This window comes from Mycobacterium sp. NGS51, assembly GCF_059812525.1.
This window is the reverse complement of sequence record NZ_JCALCV010000026.1, coordinates 23,409-38,322: the sequence shown is the minus strand read 5'-3', so window position 1 is coordinate 38,322 and position 14,914 is coordinate 23,409. Positions and strand designations below refer to the sequence as shown.

The 14,914-nt window shown below is 67.7% G+C and carries 19 protein-coding genes; 12 read left to right on the top strand and 7 right to left on the bottom strand.

Annotated elements, in window-relative coordinates; all coding sequences use genetic code 11:
* Nucleotides 1-28: 28 nt before the first annotated feature.
* On the bottom strand, nucleotides 29-205 hold the full coding sequence (locus AC5Y5W_RS23475) for a hypothetical protein (RefSeq protein WP_500013433.1): 177 nt from the start codon (nucleotides 203-205) through the stop codon (nucleotides 29-31).
* 78 nt (nucleotides 206-283) lie between these two features.
* Nucleotides 284-916 carry a TetR family transcriptional regulator gene (locus AC5Y5W_RS23470; RefSeq protein ID WP_500013431.1) on the bottom strand — a complete coding sequence of 211 codons (633 nt, stop codon included), beginning with the start codon at nucleotides 914-916 and terminating at the stop codon, nucleotides 284-286.
* Between the two features lie 53 nt (nucleotides 917-969).
* On the opposite strand from AC5Y5W_RS23470, the gene bioB reads away from it, so the two are divergent.
* The 3 genes from bioB to AC5Y5W_RS23455 are packed head-to-tail and all read left to right on the top strand — an operon-like array spanning nucleotide 970 to nucleotide 2,872.
* Nucleotides 970-2,004, top strand: a complete 1,035-nt coding sequence (gene bioB, locus AC5Y5W_RS23465) for a biotin synthase BioB (RefSeq protein ID WP_500013429.1) — start codon at nucleotides 970-972, stop codon at nucleotides 2,002-2,004.
* Entirely contained in the window at nucleotides 2,004-2,231 is a 228-nt protein-coding gene (gene bsaP, locus AC5Y5W_RS23460) for a biotin synthase auxiliary protein BsaP (RefSeq protein WP_500013481.1), read from the top strand. Before bioB ends, bsaP begins: the two co-directional genes overlap by 1 nt.
* The gene (locus tag AC5Y5W_RS23455) at nucleotides 2,228-2,872 is read left to right on the top strand and encodes a DUF2567 domain-containing protein (RefSeq protein WP_500013427.1); all 645 of its coding nucleotides are present in this window, start codon (nucleotides 2,228-2,230) and stop codon (nucleotides 2,870-2,872) included. The genes bsaP and AC5Y5W_RS23455 overlap by 4 nt, the downstream gene beginning before the upstream one ends.
* On the opposite strand, the gene AC5Y5W_RS23450 is transcribed toward AC5Y5W_RS23455, so the two are convergent.
* Nucleotides 2,838-4,178 (bottom strand): lipase family protein, encoded by a 1,341-nt coding sequence (locus tag AC5Y5W_RS23450; protein WP_500013425.1) that lies wholly within the window; start codon nucleotides 4,176-4,178, stop codon nucleotides 2,838-2,840. The genes AC5Y5W_RS23455 and AC5Y5W_RS23450 overlap by 35 nt on opposite strands.
* 46 nt (nucleotides 4,179-4,224) lie before the next feature.
* Nucleotides 4,225-4,923: an NUDIX hydrolase gene (locus AC5Y5W_RS23445; RefSeq protein WP_500013424.1), complete on the bottom strand. Its 699-nt coding sequence runs from the start codon at nucleotides 4,921-4,923 to the stop codon at nucleotides 4,225-4,227.
* Between the two features lie 50 nt (nucleotides 4,924-4,973).
* Here AC5Y5W_RS23445 and nadA point away from each other — a divergent pair, with 50 nt between their 5' ends.
* The 3 genes from nadA to nadC are packed head-to-tail and all read left to right on the top strand — an operon-like array spanning nucleotide 4,974 to nucleotide 8,454.
* Nucleotides 4,974-6,026 carry a quinolinate synthase NadA gene (gene nadA / locus AC5Y5W_RS23440; protein WP_500013422.1) on the top strand — a complete coding sequence of 351 codons (1,053 nt, stop codon included), beginning with the start codon at nucleotides 4,974-4,976 and terminating at the stop codon, nucleotides 6,024-6,026.
* Nucleotides 6,026-7,597 carry an L-aspartate oxidase gene (locus AC5Y5W_RS23435; RefSeq protein WP_500013479.1) on the top strand — a complete coding sequence of 524 codons (1,572 nt, stop codon included), beginning with the start codon at nucleotides 6,026-6,028 and terminating at the stop codon, nucleotides 7,595-7,597. Before nadA ends, AC5Y5W_RS23435 begins: the two co-directional genes overlap by 1 nt.
* Nucleotides 7,597-8,454 carry a carboxylating nicotinate-nucleotide diphosphorylase gene (nadC, locus tag AC5Y5W_RS23430; RefSeq protein ID WP_500013420.1) on the top strand — a complete coding sequence of 286 codons (858 nt, stop codon included), beginning with the start codon at nucleotides 7,597-7,599 and terminating at the stop codon, nucleotides 8,452-8,454. The genes AC5Y5W_RS23435 and nadC overlap by 1 nt, the downstream gene beginning before the upstream one ends.
* Nucleotides 8,455-8,464: 10 nt before the next feature.
* On the opposite strand, the gene AC5Y5W_RS23425 is transcribed toward nadC, so the two are convergent.
* From AC5Y5W_RS23425 to AC5Y5W_RS23415, 3 genes are all read right to left on the bottom strand, one after another.
* Nucleotides 8,465-8,890, bottom strand: a complete 426-nt coding sequence (locus tag AC5Y5W_RS23425) for a type II toxin-antitoxin system VapC family toxin (RefSeq protein WP_500013418.1) — start codon at nucleotides 8,888-8,890, stop codon at nucleotides 8,465-8,467.
* Entirely contained in the window at nucleotides 8,883-9,110 is a 228-nt protein-coding gene (locus AC5Y5W_RS23420) for an AbrB/MazE/SpoVT family DNA-binding domain-containing protein (protein WP_500013416.1), read from the bottom strand. The genes AC5Y5W_RS23425 and AC5Y5W_RS23420 overlap by 8 nt, the downstream gene beginning before the upstream one ends.
* 77 nt (nucleotides 9,111-9,187) lie before the next feature.
* Entirely contained in the window at nucleotides 9,188-9,598 is a 411-nt protein-coding gene (locus AC5Y5W_RS23415) for a nitroreductase family deazaflavin-dependent oxidoreductase (protein WP_500013414.1), read from the bottom strand.
* Nucleotides 9,599-9,660: 62 nt separating this feature from the next.
* Between AC5Y5W_RS23415 and hisD the strand changes: the two genes are divergently transcribed.
* The 6 genes from hisD to AC5Y5W_RS23385 are packed head-to-tail and all read left to right on the top strand — an operon-like array spanning nucleotide 9,661 to nucleotide 14,912.
* Nucleotides 9,661-10,977, top strand: coding sequence for a histidinol dehydrogenase (gene hisD, locus AC5Y5W_RS23410; RefSeq protein WP_500013478.1), 1,317 nt, complete (start codon nucleotides 9,661-9,663; stop codon nucleotides 10,975-10,977).
* Complete coding sequence (locus AC5Y5W_RS23405; RefSeq protein ID WP_500013412.1) at nucleotides 10,974-12,101, top strand: histidinol-phosphate transaminase; 1,128 nt, start codon at nucleotides 10,974-10,976, stop codon at nucleotides 12,099-12,101. Before hisD ends, AC5Y5W_RS23405 begins: the two co-directional genes overlap by 4 nt.
* A 7-nt stretch (nucleotides 12,102-12,108) precedes the next feature.
* The gene (hisB, locus tag AC5Y5W_RS23400; RefSeq protein WP_500013410.1) at nucleotides 12,109-12,723 is read left to right on the top strand and encodes an imidazoleglycerol-phosphate dehydratase HisB; all 615 of its coding nucleotides are present in this window, start codon (nucleotides 12,109-12,111) and stop codon (nucleotides 12,721-12,723) included.
* Nucleotides 12,720-13,340 (top strand): imidazole glycerol phosphate synthase subunit HisH, encoded by a 621-nt coding sequence (hisH, locus tag AC5Y5W_RS23395; RefSeq protein WP_500013408.1) that lies wholly within the window; start codon nucleotides 12,720-12,722, stop codon nucleotides 13,338-13,340. Before hisB ends, hisH begins: the two co-directional genes overlap by 4 nt.
* A gap of 28 nt (nucleotides 13,341-13,368) precedes the next feature.
* Complete coding sequence (gene priA / locus AC5Y5W_RS23390; RefSeq protein ID WP_500013406.1) at nucleotides 13,369-14,100, top strand: bifunctional 1-(5-phosphoribosyl)-5-((5-phosphoribosylamino)methylideneamino)imidazole-4-carboxamide isomerase/phosphoribosylanthranilate isomerase PriA; 732 nt, start codon at nucleotides 13,369-13,371, stop codon at nucleotides 14,098-14,100.
* A complete protein-coding gene (locus tag AC5Y5W_RS23385) occupies nucleotides 14,097-14,912 on the top strand; it encodes an inositol monophosphatase family protein (RefSeq protein WP_500013405.1) in 816 nt (271 codons plus the stop codon). Before priA ends, AC5Y5W_RS23385 begins: the two co-directional genes overlap by 4 nt.
* Nucleotides 14,913-14,914 lie beyond the last annotated feature (2 nt).

Below are 14,914 nucleotides of genomic sequence, written 5' to 3'. Positions count from 1 at the left end.
ACTTCGGGCGATTCGGCAGTAGACCCGGTCACTTGGGCTGGTCGTCGGCCGGTGGCCGGGCCTCCGGGTGCGCGCGGCGCCTGTCCCGCAGCGCGACGTACAGCACGACACCGACGACGATCACCGCCGGCAGGAACGCAGGAAGGGCCAGCAGCAGGTAATGATGCGCCATGTAGTCGACGTGCGAACTGCTGAGTGTCGTCATGCTCTCGGCGATCCTGGCGTTGTGGACCGGTCGGAATCTCACCGGTACTGGCCAAGCTACCCCGACGGTACGGCCGGCTTACCGCGGCGCGATGGCACCGACCATGTCGGCCAACACCCGCCCGGTCGCCGACTGGCCCGCTATGCCGTCGATGAGCAACCGCAGCCCGAAGTCGAATCCGCTGCCGGGGTCCGCTGATGGCTCGATCATCGACTGCGCCTCGGGTACCGCGCCGGCGGCGTCCCACTGCATGCGGGACTGCTCGTCGGCGGTGGCCCCCAGTACGTAGTAGAGGATGGTGCGGGCGGCCAACTCGGACTGTTCGGGGCCGAGCCCGGCTTCGGCGGCCGCATCGGCCAGCACCACCAGAAGGTGGCTGACCCCGCGGGATTGTCCGGCGGCAAAGCTCGCCGAGACCAGCTCAGCGCCATCGGTGTGGGAGAGCAGTGCATCGCGCATCCGTGAGCACACGGTGCGCACCCGGCGGCGCCAATCGACATCGGCGCCGAGACCGGCAGCGATGTCGGTCGGCCGCAATACGTGGTCGGCGACGGCGCCGAGCAGCCGCTGCTTGTCGGAAAAATGCCAGTACAGCGCGCCCGGCGTGATGCCCAGTTCACGTGCCAGCCGACGCATCGTCAGATCGGCGATCCCATACTGGTCGAGGATCGCGGCGGCGGCTTCGACGACGTCACGTTTGTGCAGCTGCACGCCGCTAGCCTAACCTGAACACCGTTCAAGTAAGGCAGCGACGGGAGTACTTGGTGACCCAGGCGGCGACGCGACCGACCACCGATGCCGGCAGCACGGACATCCTCACTGTCGCGCGACAGCAGGTGCTGACGTGCGGCGAGGGCCTGAGCCAGGACCAGGTGCTGCACGTGCTGCAGCTGCCCGACGACCGGCTCGAGGAGCTGCTGGCGCTGGCCCACGAGGTGCGGATGGCCTGGTGCGGGCCCGAGGTCGAGGTCGAGGGCATCATCAGCCTGAAAACCGGTGGCTGCCCGGAAGACTGCCATTTCTGCTCGCAGTCGGGGCTGTTCGCCTCGCCGGTACGCAGCGCCTGGCTCGACATCCCGAGCCTGGTCGAGGCGGCCAAGCAAACAGCCAAGACCGGCGCCACCGAGTTCTGCATCGTCGCCGCGGTACGTGGACCCGACGAGCGCCTGCTCGCGCAGGTGGCCGCCGGCATCGAGGCGATCCGCAACGAGGTCGACATTCAGATCGCCTGCTCGCTGGGGATGTTGACGCAGGAGCAGGTGGACCGGCTGTCGGCGATGGGCGTCCACCGCTACAACCACAACCTGGAGACCGCCCGCTCGCATTTTCCCAACGTCGTCACCACGCACACCTGGGAAGAGCGTTGGGACACATTGTCGATGGTGCGCGAGGCCGGCATGGAGGTGTGCTGCGGCGGCATCCTCGGGATGGGGGAGACGCTCGAGCAGCGCGCGGAGTTTGCCGCCAATCTGGCCGACCTCGACCCCGACGAGGTGCCGTTGAACTTCCTGAACCCGCGGCCCGGCACCCCGTTCGGCGACCTGGAGGTGCTGCCGGCCGCCGACGCGTTGAGAGCCGTCGCCGCCTTCCGGCTGGCGCTGCCGCGCACCATGCTGCGCTTCGCCGGGGGCCGGGAGATCACTCTCGGCGATCTGGGCGCCAAGCAGGGCATCTTGGGCGGCATCAATGCGGTGATCGTCGGGAACTACCTGACCACGCTGGGCCGTCCGGCTGAGGCCGACCTGGAACTGCTCGACGATCTGCAGATGCCGATCAAGGCGCTCAACGCCAGCCTGTGATGGTTGTCGATCTGCCCGGTCCGGTCGGGGCCGGCGTCTATAACGTCTACACCGGAGCCAAGGCAGGCACGTCGGTACCCACGGCGGCCCAGCTGGGGTTGGAGCCGCCGCGGTTCTGTGCCGAATGCGGCCGCCGAATGGTGGTGCAAGTCCGTCCCGACGGTTGGTGGGCGAAGTGTTCACGACACGGCGTGGTGGATTCGGCCGAGTTGGACGGGCAGCGGTGAGCGAACCCGCCGGTCGGCCGGCCGCGGCGCCCCGCACCTCGCGACGACGGGCAGTCATCGCCGTAGTGGTCGGCTTGCTGGTGACGGGGGTGTTGATCGGTGCGCTGTGGGCGTGGTTGGCCCCGGCCATCCACGGCGTGGTGGCGCTGACCCACGACGGGGATCGGGTGCACGACTACCTCGGCAACGAATCCGACCACTTCTTCGTCGCCGCGTTTTTGATGCTCGGACTGTTGAATGTGGTCGCCGTGCTGGCGGCGGTGCTGTTATGGCAGTGGCGGGCACACCGCGGCCCGGGCATGGTCGGCGCGCTGTGTATCGGTGTGCTGGGCGCCGCCGCGGCGGCGACGACGGCAGGCGCGCTGCTGGTGCACACTCACTATGGCGCAACGGATTTCGCTGCCGCTCCGGTGACCGAACAGCACCGGGTGTATTACTTCACCGAGGCGCCGCCGGTGTTCTTCGGCCAGTCGCCGCTGCACGTCGCGTGCACACTGCTGCTGCCTGTTGCCACCGTCGCGCTGGTCTACGCCGTGCTGGCCGCCGCAACTGCACGCGACGACCTCGGCGGCTATCCCGCTGTCGAATCCCGGCTGCCCCAGCCGGTCACAGTGGACGCTGGTCCACCGTCCGTCCCGTGATCACCTTCGCCGCGATCACGGCGAGCCGCGCCATGCCGGTGTAGGTGGCCGGATTGAACATGGTCGGCCACTTGGTCCTGGCCCGACGAGTATTCAACGGGCGGCGCGCGAAGCGGTCCTGCAACCAGCGCAGCGTCATCGGCGCCGACAGCGGATGCAGCAGCAGATGTTCGCAGAACGCGTCGCGGTGGTAGGTGACGTCGGCGCCGCCGGCCGAATATGCATCGGCCAGCGCGTCAATGTCGTCGACGTTGATGATGTAGTCGTGCACGGCCTGCACGATCAGCACGGGCGGCGTCGGCACCGTGGTGCCCAGCTTGATGTTGTCGAAGACCTTCTGGACCTCCGGCATGTCCAGAACCTCGCCGAGCGGCCGGTCGAGGAACTCGCCCATGTCCTTGCGTGCCATCCGGAGCACGGCGCCCACCGTCGTCATCGTCTCCAGCCGGCATAGCAGCGCGCGGCCCTCATCGCTGGCGTGCTCTTTGATCACCCGGTCCAGATCGGGGTAGATGTGCGCCAGCGCGGCCACCACCAGGGCAGGCAAACCGGAAAAGAGACCGCCGTTGAGCTTGCGGAAGGTGTTGCCCAGATCGCCGACGGGCGACCCGAGCACGGCACCGGCAATGTCGAGTTCGGGTGCGTAATCGGCGCAGACTTCGGTCGCCCAGGCGGTCGCCAGGCCGCCGCCGGAGTATCCCCAGAGTCCGACCGGCGCCGACGGGGACAGCCCCAGGCGCTCCGAGCTCAGCGCGGCCCGGACCCCGTCGAGCACGCAATAGCCCGGCTCATACGGCGCGCCCCACCAGCCGTGCGGCCCCTCGTGGTCGGGCACCGAGACCGCCCAGCCCTCGGCGAGGGCCGCGTTGACCAGCAGGAACTCCAGCTGCGCAAACGAGCCGACGGCGTTGGCGTGGCGGCGCAGCGCATAGGACGGGAAACAACGGGAGGACACCGAGTCGATCGCGCACTGATAGGACAACAGCGGGCAGACCTGGCCTGGCTTGAGGCCGGCGGGCACGATCACGGTGGTCACCGTGGTCTGCGGATCGCCGTTGCGGTCCGTGGTCCGGTACAGCAGCTGGGTGGCGGTGATGGGCTGGCGGATCAGACCCAGAAACGCCAGTTCGACATCCCGGGACCGCAGCACGGTCCCCGGCACGGCGTGCTCGAAGCCTGGTGGCGGCTGGTAAAACGGGTCCTTCGACGGCAGGACGGGGCGTGCCTTGGGCTGCAACTCCTCATGCTGGGGCCGGCCGATCCAATCGGCGCCGGTCGATGTGGTCGCGAGGCTGCCAATGTCCATCGGGGCATTGTTACTTAAGAAGGCCTTAAGAATCCAGTCGACTCGCTTAAGTCATGCCCGGCGGCCGCAGCGCGGCAAACTGGTCGGTGACCCGCAGCTGCGAGTCAGTGAAGCGGTACAGCGCCGCCGGACGCCCGCCGCTGCGCCCGGATTGCGCGATGGTGCCGGTCTGGGTGATGACGCCGCGGCGGGCCAGCACCCGCTGCAGGTTGGTGGCATCGACCTGATAGCCCAGTGCGGCGCTGTAGATATCGCGCAGTGTCGAGACAGCGAATTCCCTTGGTGCCAGCGCGAATCCGATGTTCGTGTAGGACATCTTGGCCACCAGCCGGGCCCGGGCATGGTCGACCATCGGCCCGTGGTCGAACGCCATGGCCGGAAGCTTGGCCGCCGGATGCCAGCGAGTGTCCGGCGGCAGCTCCGGGGTGGCGGGGGAGGGCACCAAGCCCAAAAAAGTCGACGCAATGGTGCGGGTGCGCGGCACCCGTGCTGGGTCGGAGAACACAGCGAGCTGCTCCAAGTGAGCGACTTCACGCAGGTCAACCTTCTCGGCCAGCTGTCGTCGAACCGAGGTCGTCATGTCCTCGTCGTGGCGCAGCCGCCCGCCGGGTAGCGACCACGCACCCCGCTCCGGGTCACGGGCCCGTTCCCACAGCAGCACGTTGAGCTGGGGTTTCCCCGATTCAAGCCCGCGAACCTGGAACACGACAGCGAGCACCTCATGCTCGGTGCTAGTATGAACCACGTTTTCGATTATAAGACGAAAACCTGATCGGGGCGAGAGGAGCGGCGCTCATGACGGAGACCCTGAATCGCACGGAAGCGCTGGGCGACGAACTGCTCGCGCGTATCACCGACTCTCCCACCGGTTACTCCGGCGTGGATGCCGACGAACAGTGGGCCGCAGAGATCCGCCGGCTGGCCGAGTTGCGTGGCGCGACAATCCTGGCGCACAACTACCAATTGCCGGCGATCCAGGACATCGCCGACCACGTCGGTGACTCGTTGGCGCTGTCGCGAGTCGCCGCCGAGGCGCCCGAAGACACCATCGTGTTCTGCGGTGTGCATTTCATGGCCGAGACGGCCAAGATCCTCAGCCCCGACAAGACGGTTCTGATCCCCGACCAGCGGGCCGGCTGCTCACTGGCGGATTCGATCACTCCCGAGGACTTGCGGGCCTGGAAGGACGACCATCCGGACGCCGCCGTCGTCTCGTATGTCAATACCAGTGCCGCGGTGAAAGCGCTCACCGACATGTGTTGCACTTCGTCGAATGCCGTGGACGTGGTGGCGTCGATAGATCCGGATCGCGAGGTGCTGTTCTGCCCCGACCAGTTCCTGGGCGCCCACGTGCGTCGGGTGACCGGCCGCCAGAACATGCACGTGTGGGCCGGCGAATGCCACGTGCACGCGGGGATCAACGGCGACGAGCTGGCCGACCAGGCCCGCGAGCATCCTGACGCGGAACTGTTCGTCCACCCCGAATGTGGTTGCGCCACTTCGGCTCTGTATCTGGCCGGTGAGGGCGCATTTCCGGAAGAGCGGGTGAAGATCTTGTCCACCGGCGGCATGCTCGACGCCGCACGAACGACCGGGGCTCGTCAGGTGCTGGTCGCTACCGAGGTGGGGATGTTGTACCAACTGCGCAATGCGGCCCCACAGGTCGACTTCCAGGCGGTCAACGACCGCGCGTCGTGCAAGTTCATGAAGATGATCACCCCGGCGGCGCTGCTGCGCTGTTTGGTCGAGGGCGCCGACGAAGTTCACGTCGACCCCGAAACAGCGCGGCTGGCACGGCAAAGCGTGCAACGGATGATCGCCATCGGCCAGCCCGGCGGCGGCGAATGATCACCCAACCGGCCTGGCAGCAGCGGGCCGATGTTGTCGTCATCGGCACCGGGGTCGCGGGCCTGGCCGCGGCGCTGGCCGCCCAACGGGCCGGCAGGCGTGTCGTCGTGCTGTCCAAGGCCGACCGCACGCCCGGTGTCACCGCCACGCACTACGCACAGGGCGGGATCGCGGTGGTGCTGCCGCAGACCGGGGATTCGGTGGCAGCCCACGTCGCCGACACCCTGGCCGCCGGAGCGGGCATGTGCGATCCCGATGCCGTGGCCTCGATCGTCGCCGACGGCTACCGGGCGGTGTCCGAATTAGTCGGCAACGGTGCGCAATTCGACGAATCACGACCGGGACAGTGGGCGCTGACCCGAGAAGGCGGACATTCGCGCCGGCGCATCGTGCACGCCGGCGGTGACGCTACCGGCGCCGAGGTGCAACGGGTGCTCGACCATGCGGCGCGCGTGCTGGACATCCGCACCAACCACGCGGTCCTGCGAGTGCTGCACGACGACTCATATGTGACCGGGGTGCTGGTCGCCAACGCCGACGGTCCCGGCATCATTCACGCGCCGTCGGTGATCCTGGCCACCGGCGGATTGGGGCACCTCTACGCCGCGACCACCAACCCCGACGGCTCCACCGGGGACGGTATTGCGCTGGCACTGTGGGCCGGCGTGGCGGTCAGCGACATCGAGTTCATCCAGTTCCACCCGACGATGCTGTTCGACGGTCACAGCGGCGGGCGCCGACCCCTGGTCACCGAGGCCATTCGCGGTGAGGGCGCGGTATTGCTTGACGCCCAGGGTGATTCGATAACCACAGGTGTGCATCCAATGGGGGATCTGGCGCCGCGCGACGTCGTCGCCGCCGCTATCGACGCGCGGCTGCGCGCCACCGGCGACCCGTGTGTCTACCTCGACGCCCGCGCCATCGTCGGCTTCGAGACCCGCTTCCCGACCGTGACCGCCGCATGCCGGGCCGCCGGCATCGACCCAGTGCGGCAACCGATTCCGGTCGTTCCCGGAGCGCACTACAGCTGTGGCGGCGTCGTCACCGATGTCCACGGGCTTACCGAACTTCCCGGACTGTTCGCAGCCGGTGAGGTGGCGCGAACCGGGATGCACGGCGCTAACCGGCTGGCGTCCAACAGCTTGCTGGAAGGCTTGGTCGTCGGGGGCCGGGCCGGCAGAGCAGCGGCCGCGCATGCGGTGGCAGTCGGGCCGCCGCGCGCTGAGCTGCCCGCGTTACCAGTCGCTACGGCATTGGCGCGCAACGTCTTACAGAGCGCGATGACCCGTGACGCCTCGGTAGTCCGCGACGCCGACGGCCTGCACCGGCTGGCCGACACACTGTCGGCGGCACCGGTGCGCAGTCTGATGGACCGCGTCGATCTCGAAGACGTCGCATTGACCGTGACTGCCCGCGCGGTGGCCGCGGCTGCGTTGGCCCGCGAGGAAAGCCGCGGCTGCCATCACCGCGCCGACTACCCGCAGGTTGCCCCCAGTGAGGCGCGCAGCGTCGTCGTGCGGCTGGCTGAGGACAACGCAGTGCACGCCGCGGCGCTGGCTGCGGTGTGCTGATGGCCCTCTCGGGATGCGAGGTGGCCGAGGCGCGCGCCACGATCGGCCGAGCGCTCGACGAAGACCTCCGCTACGGGCCGGACATCACGACCTTGGCGACGGTGCCGGAAGGGGCGATGGCCACCGCATCGCTGATCACCCGCGAGCCCGGCGTGATCGCCGGCGTGGACGTCGCGCTGCTGGTGCTCGACGAGGTGCTGGGCCCCGACGGTTATCGGGTGCTCGACCGCGTCGAGGACGGCACGCGGCTGCAGCCGGGCGCGTCGCTGTTGACGATCGAGGCGTTGGCGCTCGGCTTGCTCACCGCGGAGCGGACCATGCTCAATCTGGTGTGCCATCTGTCCGGCATCGCCACCACGACTGCCGCCTGGGTCGATGCCGTACACGGCACGAGGGCGAAGATCCGCGACACCCGTAAGACACTGCCCGGCCTGCGCGCGCTACAGAAGTACGCGGTCCGGGTAGGCGGCGGCGTCAACCACCGGATGGGGCTTGGCGATGCGGCGTTGATCAAGGACAACCACGTCGCGGCGGCCGGCTCGGTGGTCGCGGCGCTGCGCGCCGTGCGGGCAGCTGCGCCCGATCTGCCGTGCGAAGTCGAAGTCGACTCGCTCGAACAGCTCGACCAAATATTGGCCGAGGAACCGGAATTGGTGCTGCTGGACAACTTCCCGGTCTGGCAGACCCAAACGGCGGTGCAGCGCCGCAACGCCCATGCGCCGGCGGTCAAGCTGGAGTCATCCGGTGGGCTATCGCTGGATAATGCGGCGGCCTACGCGGGCACCGGCGTGGACTATCTCGCGGTCGGCGCGCTCACCCATTCGGTGCGTGTGCTCGATGTCGGCCTGGACGTTTAGTCGTCGCCTGTTATGAGGGAGCGATGATTTCGACGGTCGGAAAATATGTGCGGTATCGGCGCGCATCCCGGCTAATCAACGTGAGCTGATCCACCGCGGCATGGGCGCCAATGTAGAAGTCCGGCAACGGCGACCGCCGCTCCCCGCCGCGAGACCGGTAGGCGAGGAAAGCGCGCCCCGCCACAAACCCGGCGGGATACGGCAATGGCACTCGCCGGAACAGGCCCTCGGGCAAGGCGTCGTCGAGCTCCTCGATCGTGTCGTAATTCATCGAAACCTCGGCGTAGATCAACGGGTTGATCAGTAGGGGTGCGGTGCGGGCAGCGGTGGTCAACGCAGCCGACGACCACTGGAACCAATGCGGATCCTCGGTTGCGACGTCCAACAGCACGTTCGAGTCGACGAGGTACCCGGTCGGTCGGTTAGGTTCAGTCACGGGTCAGCTGGAGCAGCTCGTCGGTCGACATCGTCCGACGTCCGCTGCCTCGTAGAGCGGCAACCGCCCTATCACCACGATCGGGACGTTCACTCGTTCGCGGCACAATCGTCACGACGCCTTCACGCTCGACAAAGTCGACCTCGGTCTCCGGTAGCAGCCCGTGGCGTTCGCGGATGTGCTGCGGAATTGTCACCTGTCCCTTGCTGGTGATTCGCATGCGGCCATCTTACTCTTACTTTTCAAAGTAAGGATCATTGGGCGCGGGTTGACTGCAAGGTACGTTAGAACGCGCCCTCAGGCGATATCGGCGACCAGGACCGCCACCCGGCGCCCCTGTACGCGGGCCAGCCAGGGCAGGCTGTCGCCGCCGCTGCCGGGCGGCAGGATCCGCGGGTTGGTGAGGTGCACCTCACGCCGGGAGATCCGCAGGTCGGCCTCACCGGCGGCCAGCACGTTTTTTACCCAATCGGCCTTGCCATGGCCCAGCGCGATGGCCAGCAGGTTGCCTTTGCGATAGGTGGTGACGACGGTTTCGTACGACTTACCGGACTTGCGACCTCGGTGTTTGATGATCGAGGTACCGGGCAGGAAACGCGCGACCTTCTTCACCACCGGGTTCATGTATTTGATCTGCAGCCGGTCCAGCCAGGGCGGGAAGATAACCGGCAGCTTCGCGTCGTCGTTCGGGCGGTCGGTGGCGGGCATGGCGGTCACTGTACCGGTCCGATAACCATTTGGCCTGCTCTGGGACAATGGTCAACGTGAACCTGATGGCCCGCATCGACCTGCGCGGCGCCGACTTATCCGCCGCCCGGCTGCGCGCCGCGTTGCCGCGCGGTGGCGCCGACATCGACGCTGTGCTGCCGACCGTGCGCCCGATCGTCGAAGCGGTCGCCGAGCGGGGCGCCGAGGCCGCGCTGGACTTCGGTGAGTCCTTCGACGGGGTTCGGCCGGCGGCGATACGCGTGCCGGCCGCCGCGCTGGACGCGGCGCTGGCCGGCCTGGCGGCCGAGGTCCGCGACGCGCTGCAGGTGGCGATCGACCGCGCCCGCGCCGTACACGCTGATCAGCGGCGCGCCGACCACACCACCGCCTTGGGCCCGGGCGCCACGGTCACCGAGCGCTGGGTTCCCGTCGAGCGGGTCGGCCTGTACGTACCCGGCGGCAACGCGGTGTACCCGTCGAGCGTGGTGATGAACGTGGTGCCGGCGCAGGCCGCCGGCGTCGGGTCGCTGGTGGTGGCCAGCCCGCCGCAAGCCGCATATGACGGCCTTCCGCACCCGACGATCTTGGCCGCCGCGCGGCTGCTCGGCGTCGACGAGGTGTGGGCCGTCGGCGGAGCGCAGGCGGTGGCCCTGTTGGCGTATGGCGGCGTCGACACCGACGGTGCCGAGCTGGCACCCGTCGACATGGTCACCGGCCCCGGCAACATCTACGTCACCGCGGCCAAGCGGCTCTGCCGCTCCCGGGTGGGCATCGATGCCGAGGCCGGGCCGACCGAGATTGCCATCCTCGCCGACCACACCGCCGACTCGGCACACGTCGCCGCGGACCTGATCAGCCAAGCCGAGCACGACGAGATGGCCGCCAGTGTGCTGGTCACGCCGAGCGCCGCGCTGGCCGACGCCACCGACGCCGAGCTGGCAAGCCAGCTGCAGACCACCGTGCACCGGGAACGGGTGACCGCCGCGCTGCGCGGGCCACAATCGGCGATCATCCTGGTCGACGACCTCGACGCCGGTATCCGCGCCGTGAATGCCTACGCCGCCGAGCACCTGGAGATCCAGACCGAGGACCCGGGCGCCGTTGCGGCCCGGATCCGTTCTGCCGGGGCAATTTTCGTCGGACCCTGGTCGCCGGTCAGCCTCGGCGATTACTGCGCAGGCTCCAACCACGTGTTGCCGACCGCGGGCTGTGCCCGGCACTCCAGCGGCCTGTCGGTGCAGACTTTTCTGCGCGGTATCCACGTCGTCGACTACACCGAGGCGGCGCTCAAAGACGTGTCGGGCCACGTCATCACGTTGGCCAAAGCCGAGGATCTGCCCGCCCACGGCGAGGCGGTCCGCCGGAGGTTCGAGCGATGAGCCGAAAGCCGGTGACACTCGAGGACTTGCCGCTGCGTGAGGATCTGCGCGGCAAATCACCTTACGGTGCGCCACAGTTGGCGGTACCGGTGCGGCTGAACACCAACGAAAACCCCCACCCGCCCACCCGGGCGCTGGTCGACGACGTCGTGCAGTCGGTACGCGACGCCGCCGCCGACCTGCACCGTTATCCCGACCGCGACGCGGTAGCGCTGCGCAGAGACCTGGCCGGCTACCTGACTGCACAGACTGGCGTCCAGCTGAGTGTTGAACACCTTTGGGCCGCAAACGGTTCCAACGAAATCCTGCAGCAGCTGCTCCAGACCTTCGGCGGGCCGGGCAGAAGCGCAATCGGGTTTGTCCCGTCGTATTCGATGCACCCGATCATCGCCGATGGCACCCGCACGGAATGGGTCGAGACGGTGCGGGCACACGACTTCAGCCTCGACATCGAGGCCGCCGTCGCCGCGGTAATCGAACGCCGACCCGACGTGGTTTTCATCGCCAGCCCCAATAACCCCTCCGGGCAGAGTGTTTCACTGTCAGAGCTGCGACAGCTGCTGGACGTCGTGCCGGGGATAGTGATTCTGGACGAGGCCTACGGCGAATTCTCGTCGCGGGCCAGCGCGATCCAGCTGGTGGATGAGTATCCGACCAAGTTGATCGTCACCCGCACCATGAGCAAGGCCTTCGCCTTTGCCGGTGGGCGGCTGGGATATCTGATCGCCACCCCGGCGGTGATCGAGGCGATGTTGTTGGTGCGGTTGCCCTACCACCTGTCGTCGCTGACCCAGGCCGCCGCGCGAGCCGCGTTGCGACACGCCGACGACACACTGGGCAGTGTCGCCACCCTAATCGCCGAACGCGAACGGGTATCAGCCGCGTTGAGCGGCTTAGGGTTTCAGGTGGTGCCCAGCGACGCAAATTTCGTGTTGTTTGGGCAGTTCGCCGACGCGCCCACCGCCTGGCAGCGTTACCTCGATGCCGGCGTGCTGATTCGCGACGTCGGCATCCCCGGCTATCTGCGGGTCACCACCGGGCTGGCCGAGGAGAACGACATCTTCTTGGAGGCCAGCGCGTTGATCGCTGCCACCGAATTGGCCCAGCCCCTACCCAGCCCCTAGGAGCCTCATGACCCAGAACCGCTACGCGCGTGTGGAACGCAGCACCAAAGAATGCGACATCGTCGTCGAACTCGACCTCGACGGCACCGGCCAGGTTCAGATCGACACCGGTATCCCGTTTTACGACCACATGCTGACCGCGCTGGGCAGCCATGCCAGCTTCGATCTGACTGTGCGAGCCAAGGGTGATGTCGAGATCGAGGCACACCACACCATCGAGGACACCGCCATTGTGCTCGGGCAAGCGTTATGCCAAGCTCTCGGCGACAAGAACGGCATCCGCCGGTTTGGGGACGCCTTTATCCCGATGGACGAGGCGCTGGCCCATGCCGCTGTCGACGTATCCGGGCGGCCCTACTGCGTGCACACCGGTGAGCCGGATCACCTGCGGCACTTCACCATCGCCGGCAACACCGTGCCCTATCACACCGTGGTCAACCGGCATGTGTTCGAGACGCTGGCCAACAACGCCCGTATCGCGTTGCACATTCGTGTCCTGTATGGCCGCGACCCGCACCACATCACCGAGGCCGAGTACAAGGCTGTTGCCCGAGCGTTGCGTCACGCCGTCGAACCCGACCCGCGGGTCTCGGGGGTGCCGTCCACTAAAGGCGCCTTGTGACAACAAAATCTGTGGTCGTCCTCGACTACGGGTCGGGCAATCTGCGGTCGGCGCAGCGTGCGCTGCAACGGGTCGGCGCCTCGGTGGAGGTGACTTCCGATCTGAACGCGGCCGCAGCCGCCGACGGTCTGGTGGTGCCCGGCGTCGGCGCGTTCGAGGCATGCATGACCGGGCTGCGGGGGATCGGAGGCGAACGGGTGATCGCGGAACGCGTCGCGGCCGGCCGCCCCGTCTTGGGTGTCTGCGTCGGTATGCAGATCCTGTTCGCCCGGGGTATCGAATTCGGGGTCGAAACCAACGGCTGCGGGCAATGGCCCGGTGTTGTCACCCGGCTCGACGCCCCGGTGATCCCGCACATGGGCTGGAACACGGTGGCCGCCGCGCCGGGTAGCGCACTGTTCAAAGGGTTCAGCGCCGACGACCGGTTCTATTTCGTACACTCCTACGCCGCCCAATGCTGGACGGGTGAAGCCGATGCGCTGCTGACGTGGGCCACCCATCAGGTACCGTTTCTGGCCGCCGTCGAGGACGGACCGCTGGCCGCCACCCAATTCCACCCGGAAAAGAGCGGGGATGCCGGGGCGGCCCTGCTCAACAACTGGATCGAAGGATTATGACCAACACTTTCGCGCCGCGGGAGGCACTGTGCTGACGTTGTTACCGGCCGTCGACGTTGTCGACGGCCGCGCGGTGCGCCTGGTGCAGGGCCGCGCAGGCAGCGAAACCGAATACGGCTCGGCCATCGACGCCGCGCTGGGTTGGCAGCGCGACGGGGCCGAGTGGGTACACCTGGTCGACCTCGACGCCGCCTTCGGTCGCGGATCCAACCGCGAACTACTTGCCGAGGTTGTCGGCAAGCTCGACGTGCATGTCGAACTGTCCGGCGGTATCCGCGACGACGACTCGCTGTCCGCCGCGCTGGCCACCGGTTGCGCCCGGGTCAACCTCGGCACCGCGGCCCTGGAAAACCCGAAGTGGTGCGCTGCGGTAATCGCCGAACATGGCGACAAAATTGCCGTCGGCCTGGATGTGCAAATCATCGATGGCGCGCACCGGCTGCGCGGACGCGGTTGGGAAACCGACGGCGGCGACTTATGGGATGTGTTGAAACGCCTTGACCGCGAAGGGTGTTCACGCTTTGTCGTCACCGACGTCACTAAGGACGGCACGTTGACCGGGCCGAACCTGGACTTGCTGCGTTCGGTGGCTCACCGCACCGATGCCCCGGTGATCGCCTCCGGCGGGGTGTCAAGCCTCGACGATCTGCGTGCCATCGCCACGCTCGCCGACAGCGGAGTCGAGGGTGCCATCGTCGGAAAGGCTCTGTACGCAGGGCGTTTCACGTTGCCGCAGGCTCTGGCGGCGGTCCGCGAATGACCGTGGATACCAAGGACCTCGATGCGTTGGTGGCCGAAGCGTCGGCGGTCCTCGATGCCGCCGCCGAACCCTTTCTGCAAGGCCACCGCGCCGACTCCGCGGTGGCCAAAAAGGGAGACGACTTCGCCACCAAGGTCGACCTGGCCATCGAACGCCAGGTCGTCGACGCCTTGGTCAAGAACACCGGAATCGAGGTGCATGGCGAAGAGTTCGGCGGTGCGGACCTCGACTCCCCGTGGGTATGGGTACTCGACCCGGTCGACGGCACATTCAACTACGCAGCCGGATCTCCCATGGCGGCCATTCTCCTGGGCTTGTTGCACGACGGTGATCCGGTCGCAGGTCTGACCTGGCTACCGTTCATCGGGCAGCGCTACACGGCCGTGGTCGGCAGCCCGCTGCTCAAAAACGGTGCCCCGCAGCCTCCGCTGCAGCACACCGACCTGACCGATTCGGTCATCGGCATCGGCACGTTCAACGTCGAGTCGCGGGGACGGTTTCCAGGACGCTACCGCCTGGCAGTGCTGGAGAGTCTGAGCCGAGTGTCGTCGCGGCTGCGCATGCACGGTGCTACCGGCATCGATCTGGCCTACGTCGCCGACGGCATCCTTGGCGGTGCAATCAGTTTCGGTGACCATGTGTGGGACCACGCGGCCGGCGTGGCATTGGTGCGGGCGGCCGGTGGCATCGTCACCAATCTGGCCGGGGAAGAGTGGACCCCGCAATCGCGGTCAGCGCTGGCGGCCGCACCAGGCGTGCATGCTCAGATGCTCGAGCTGCTGCGGGCCGTTGGCGACCCTGGGAGCTACTGAGC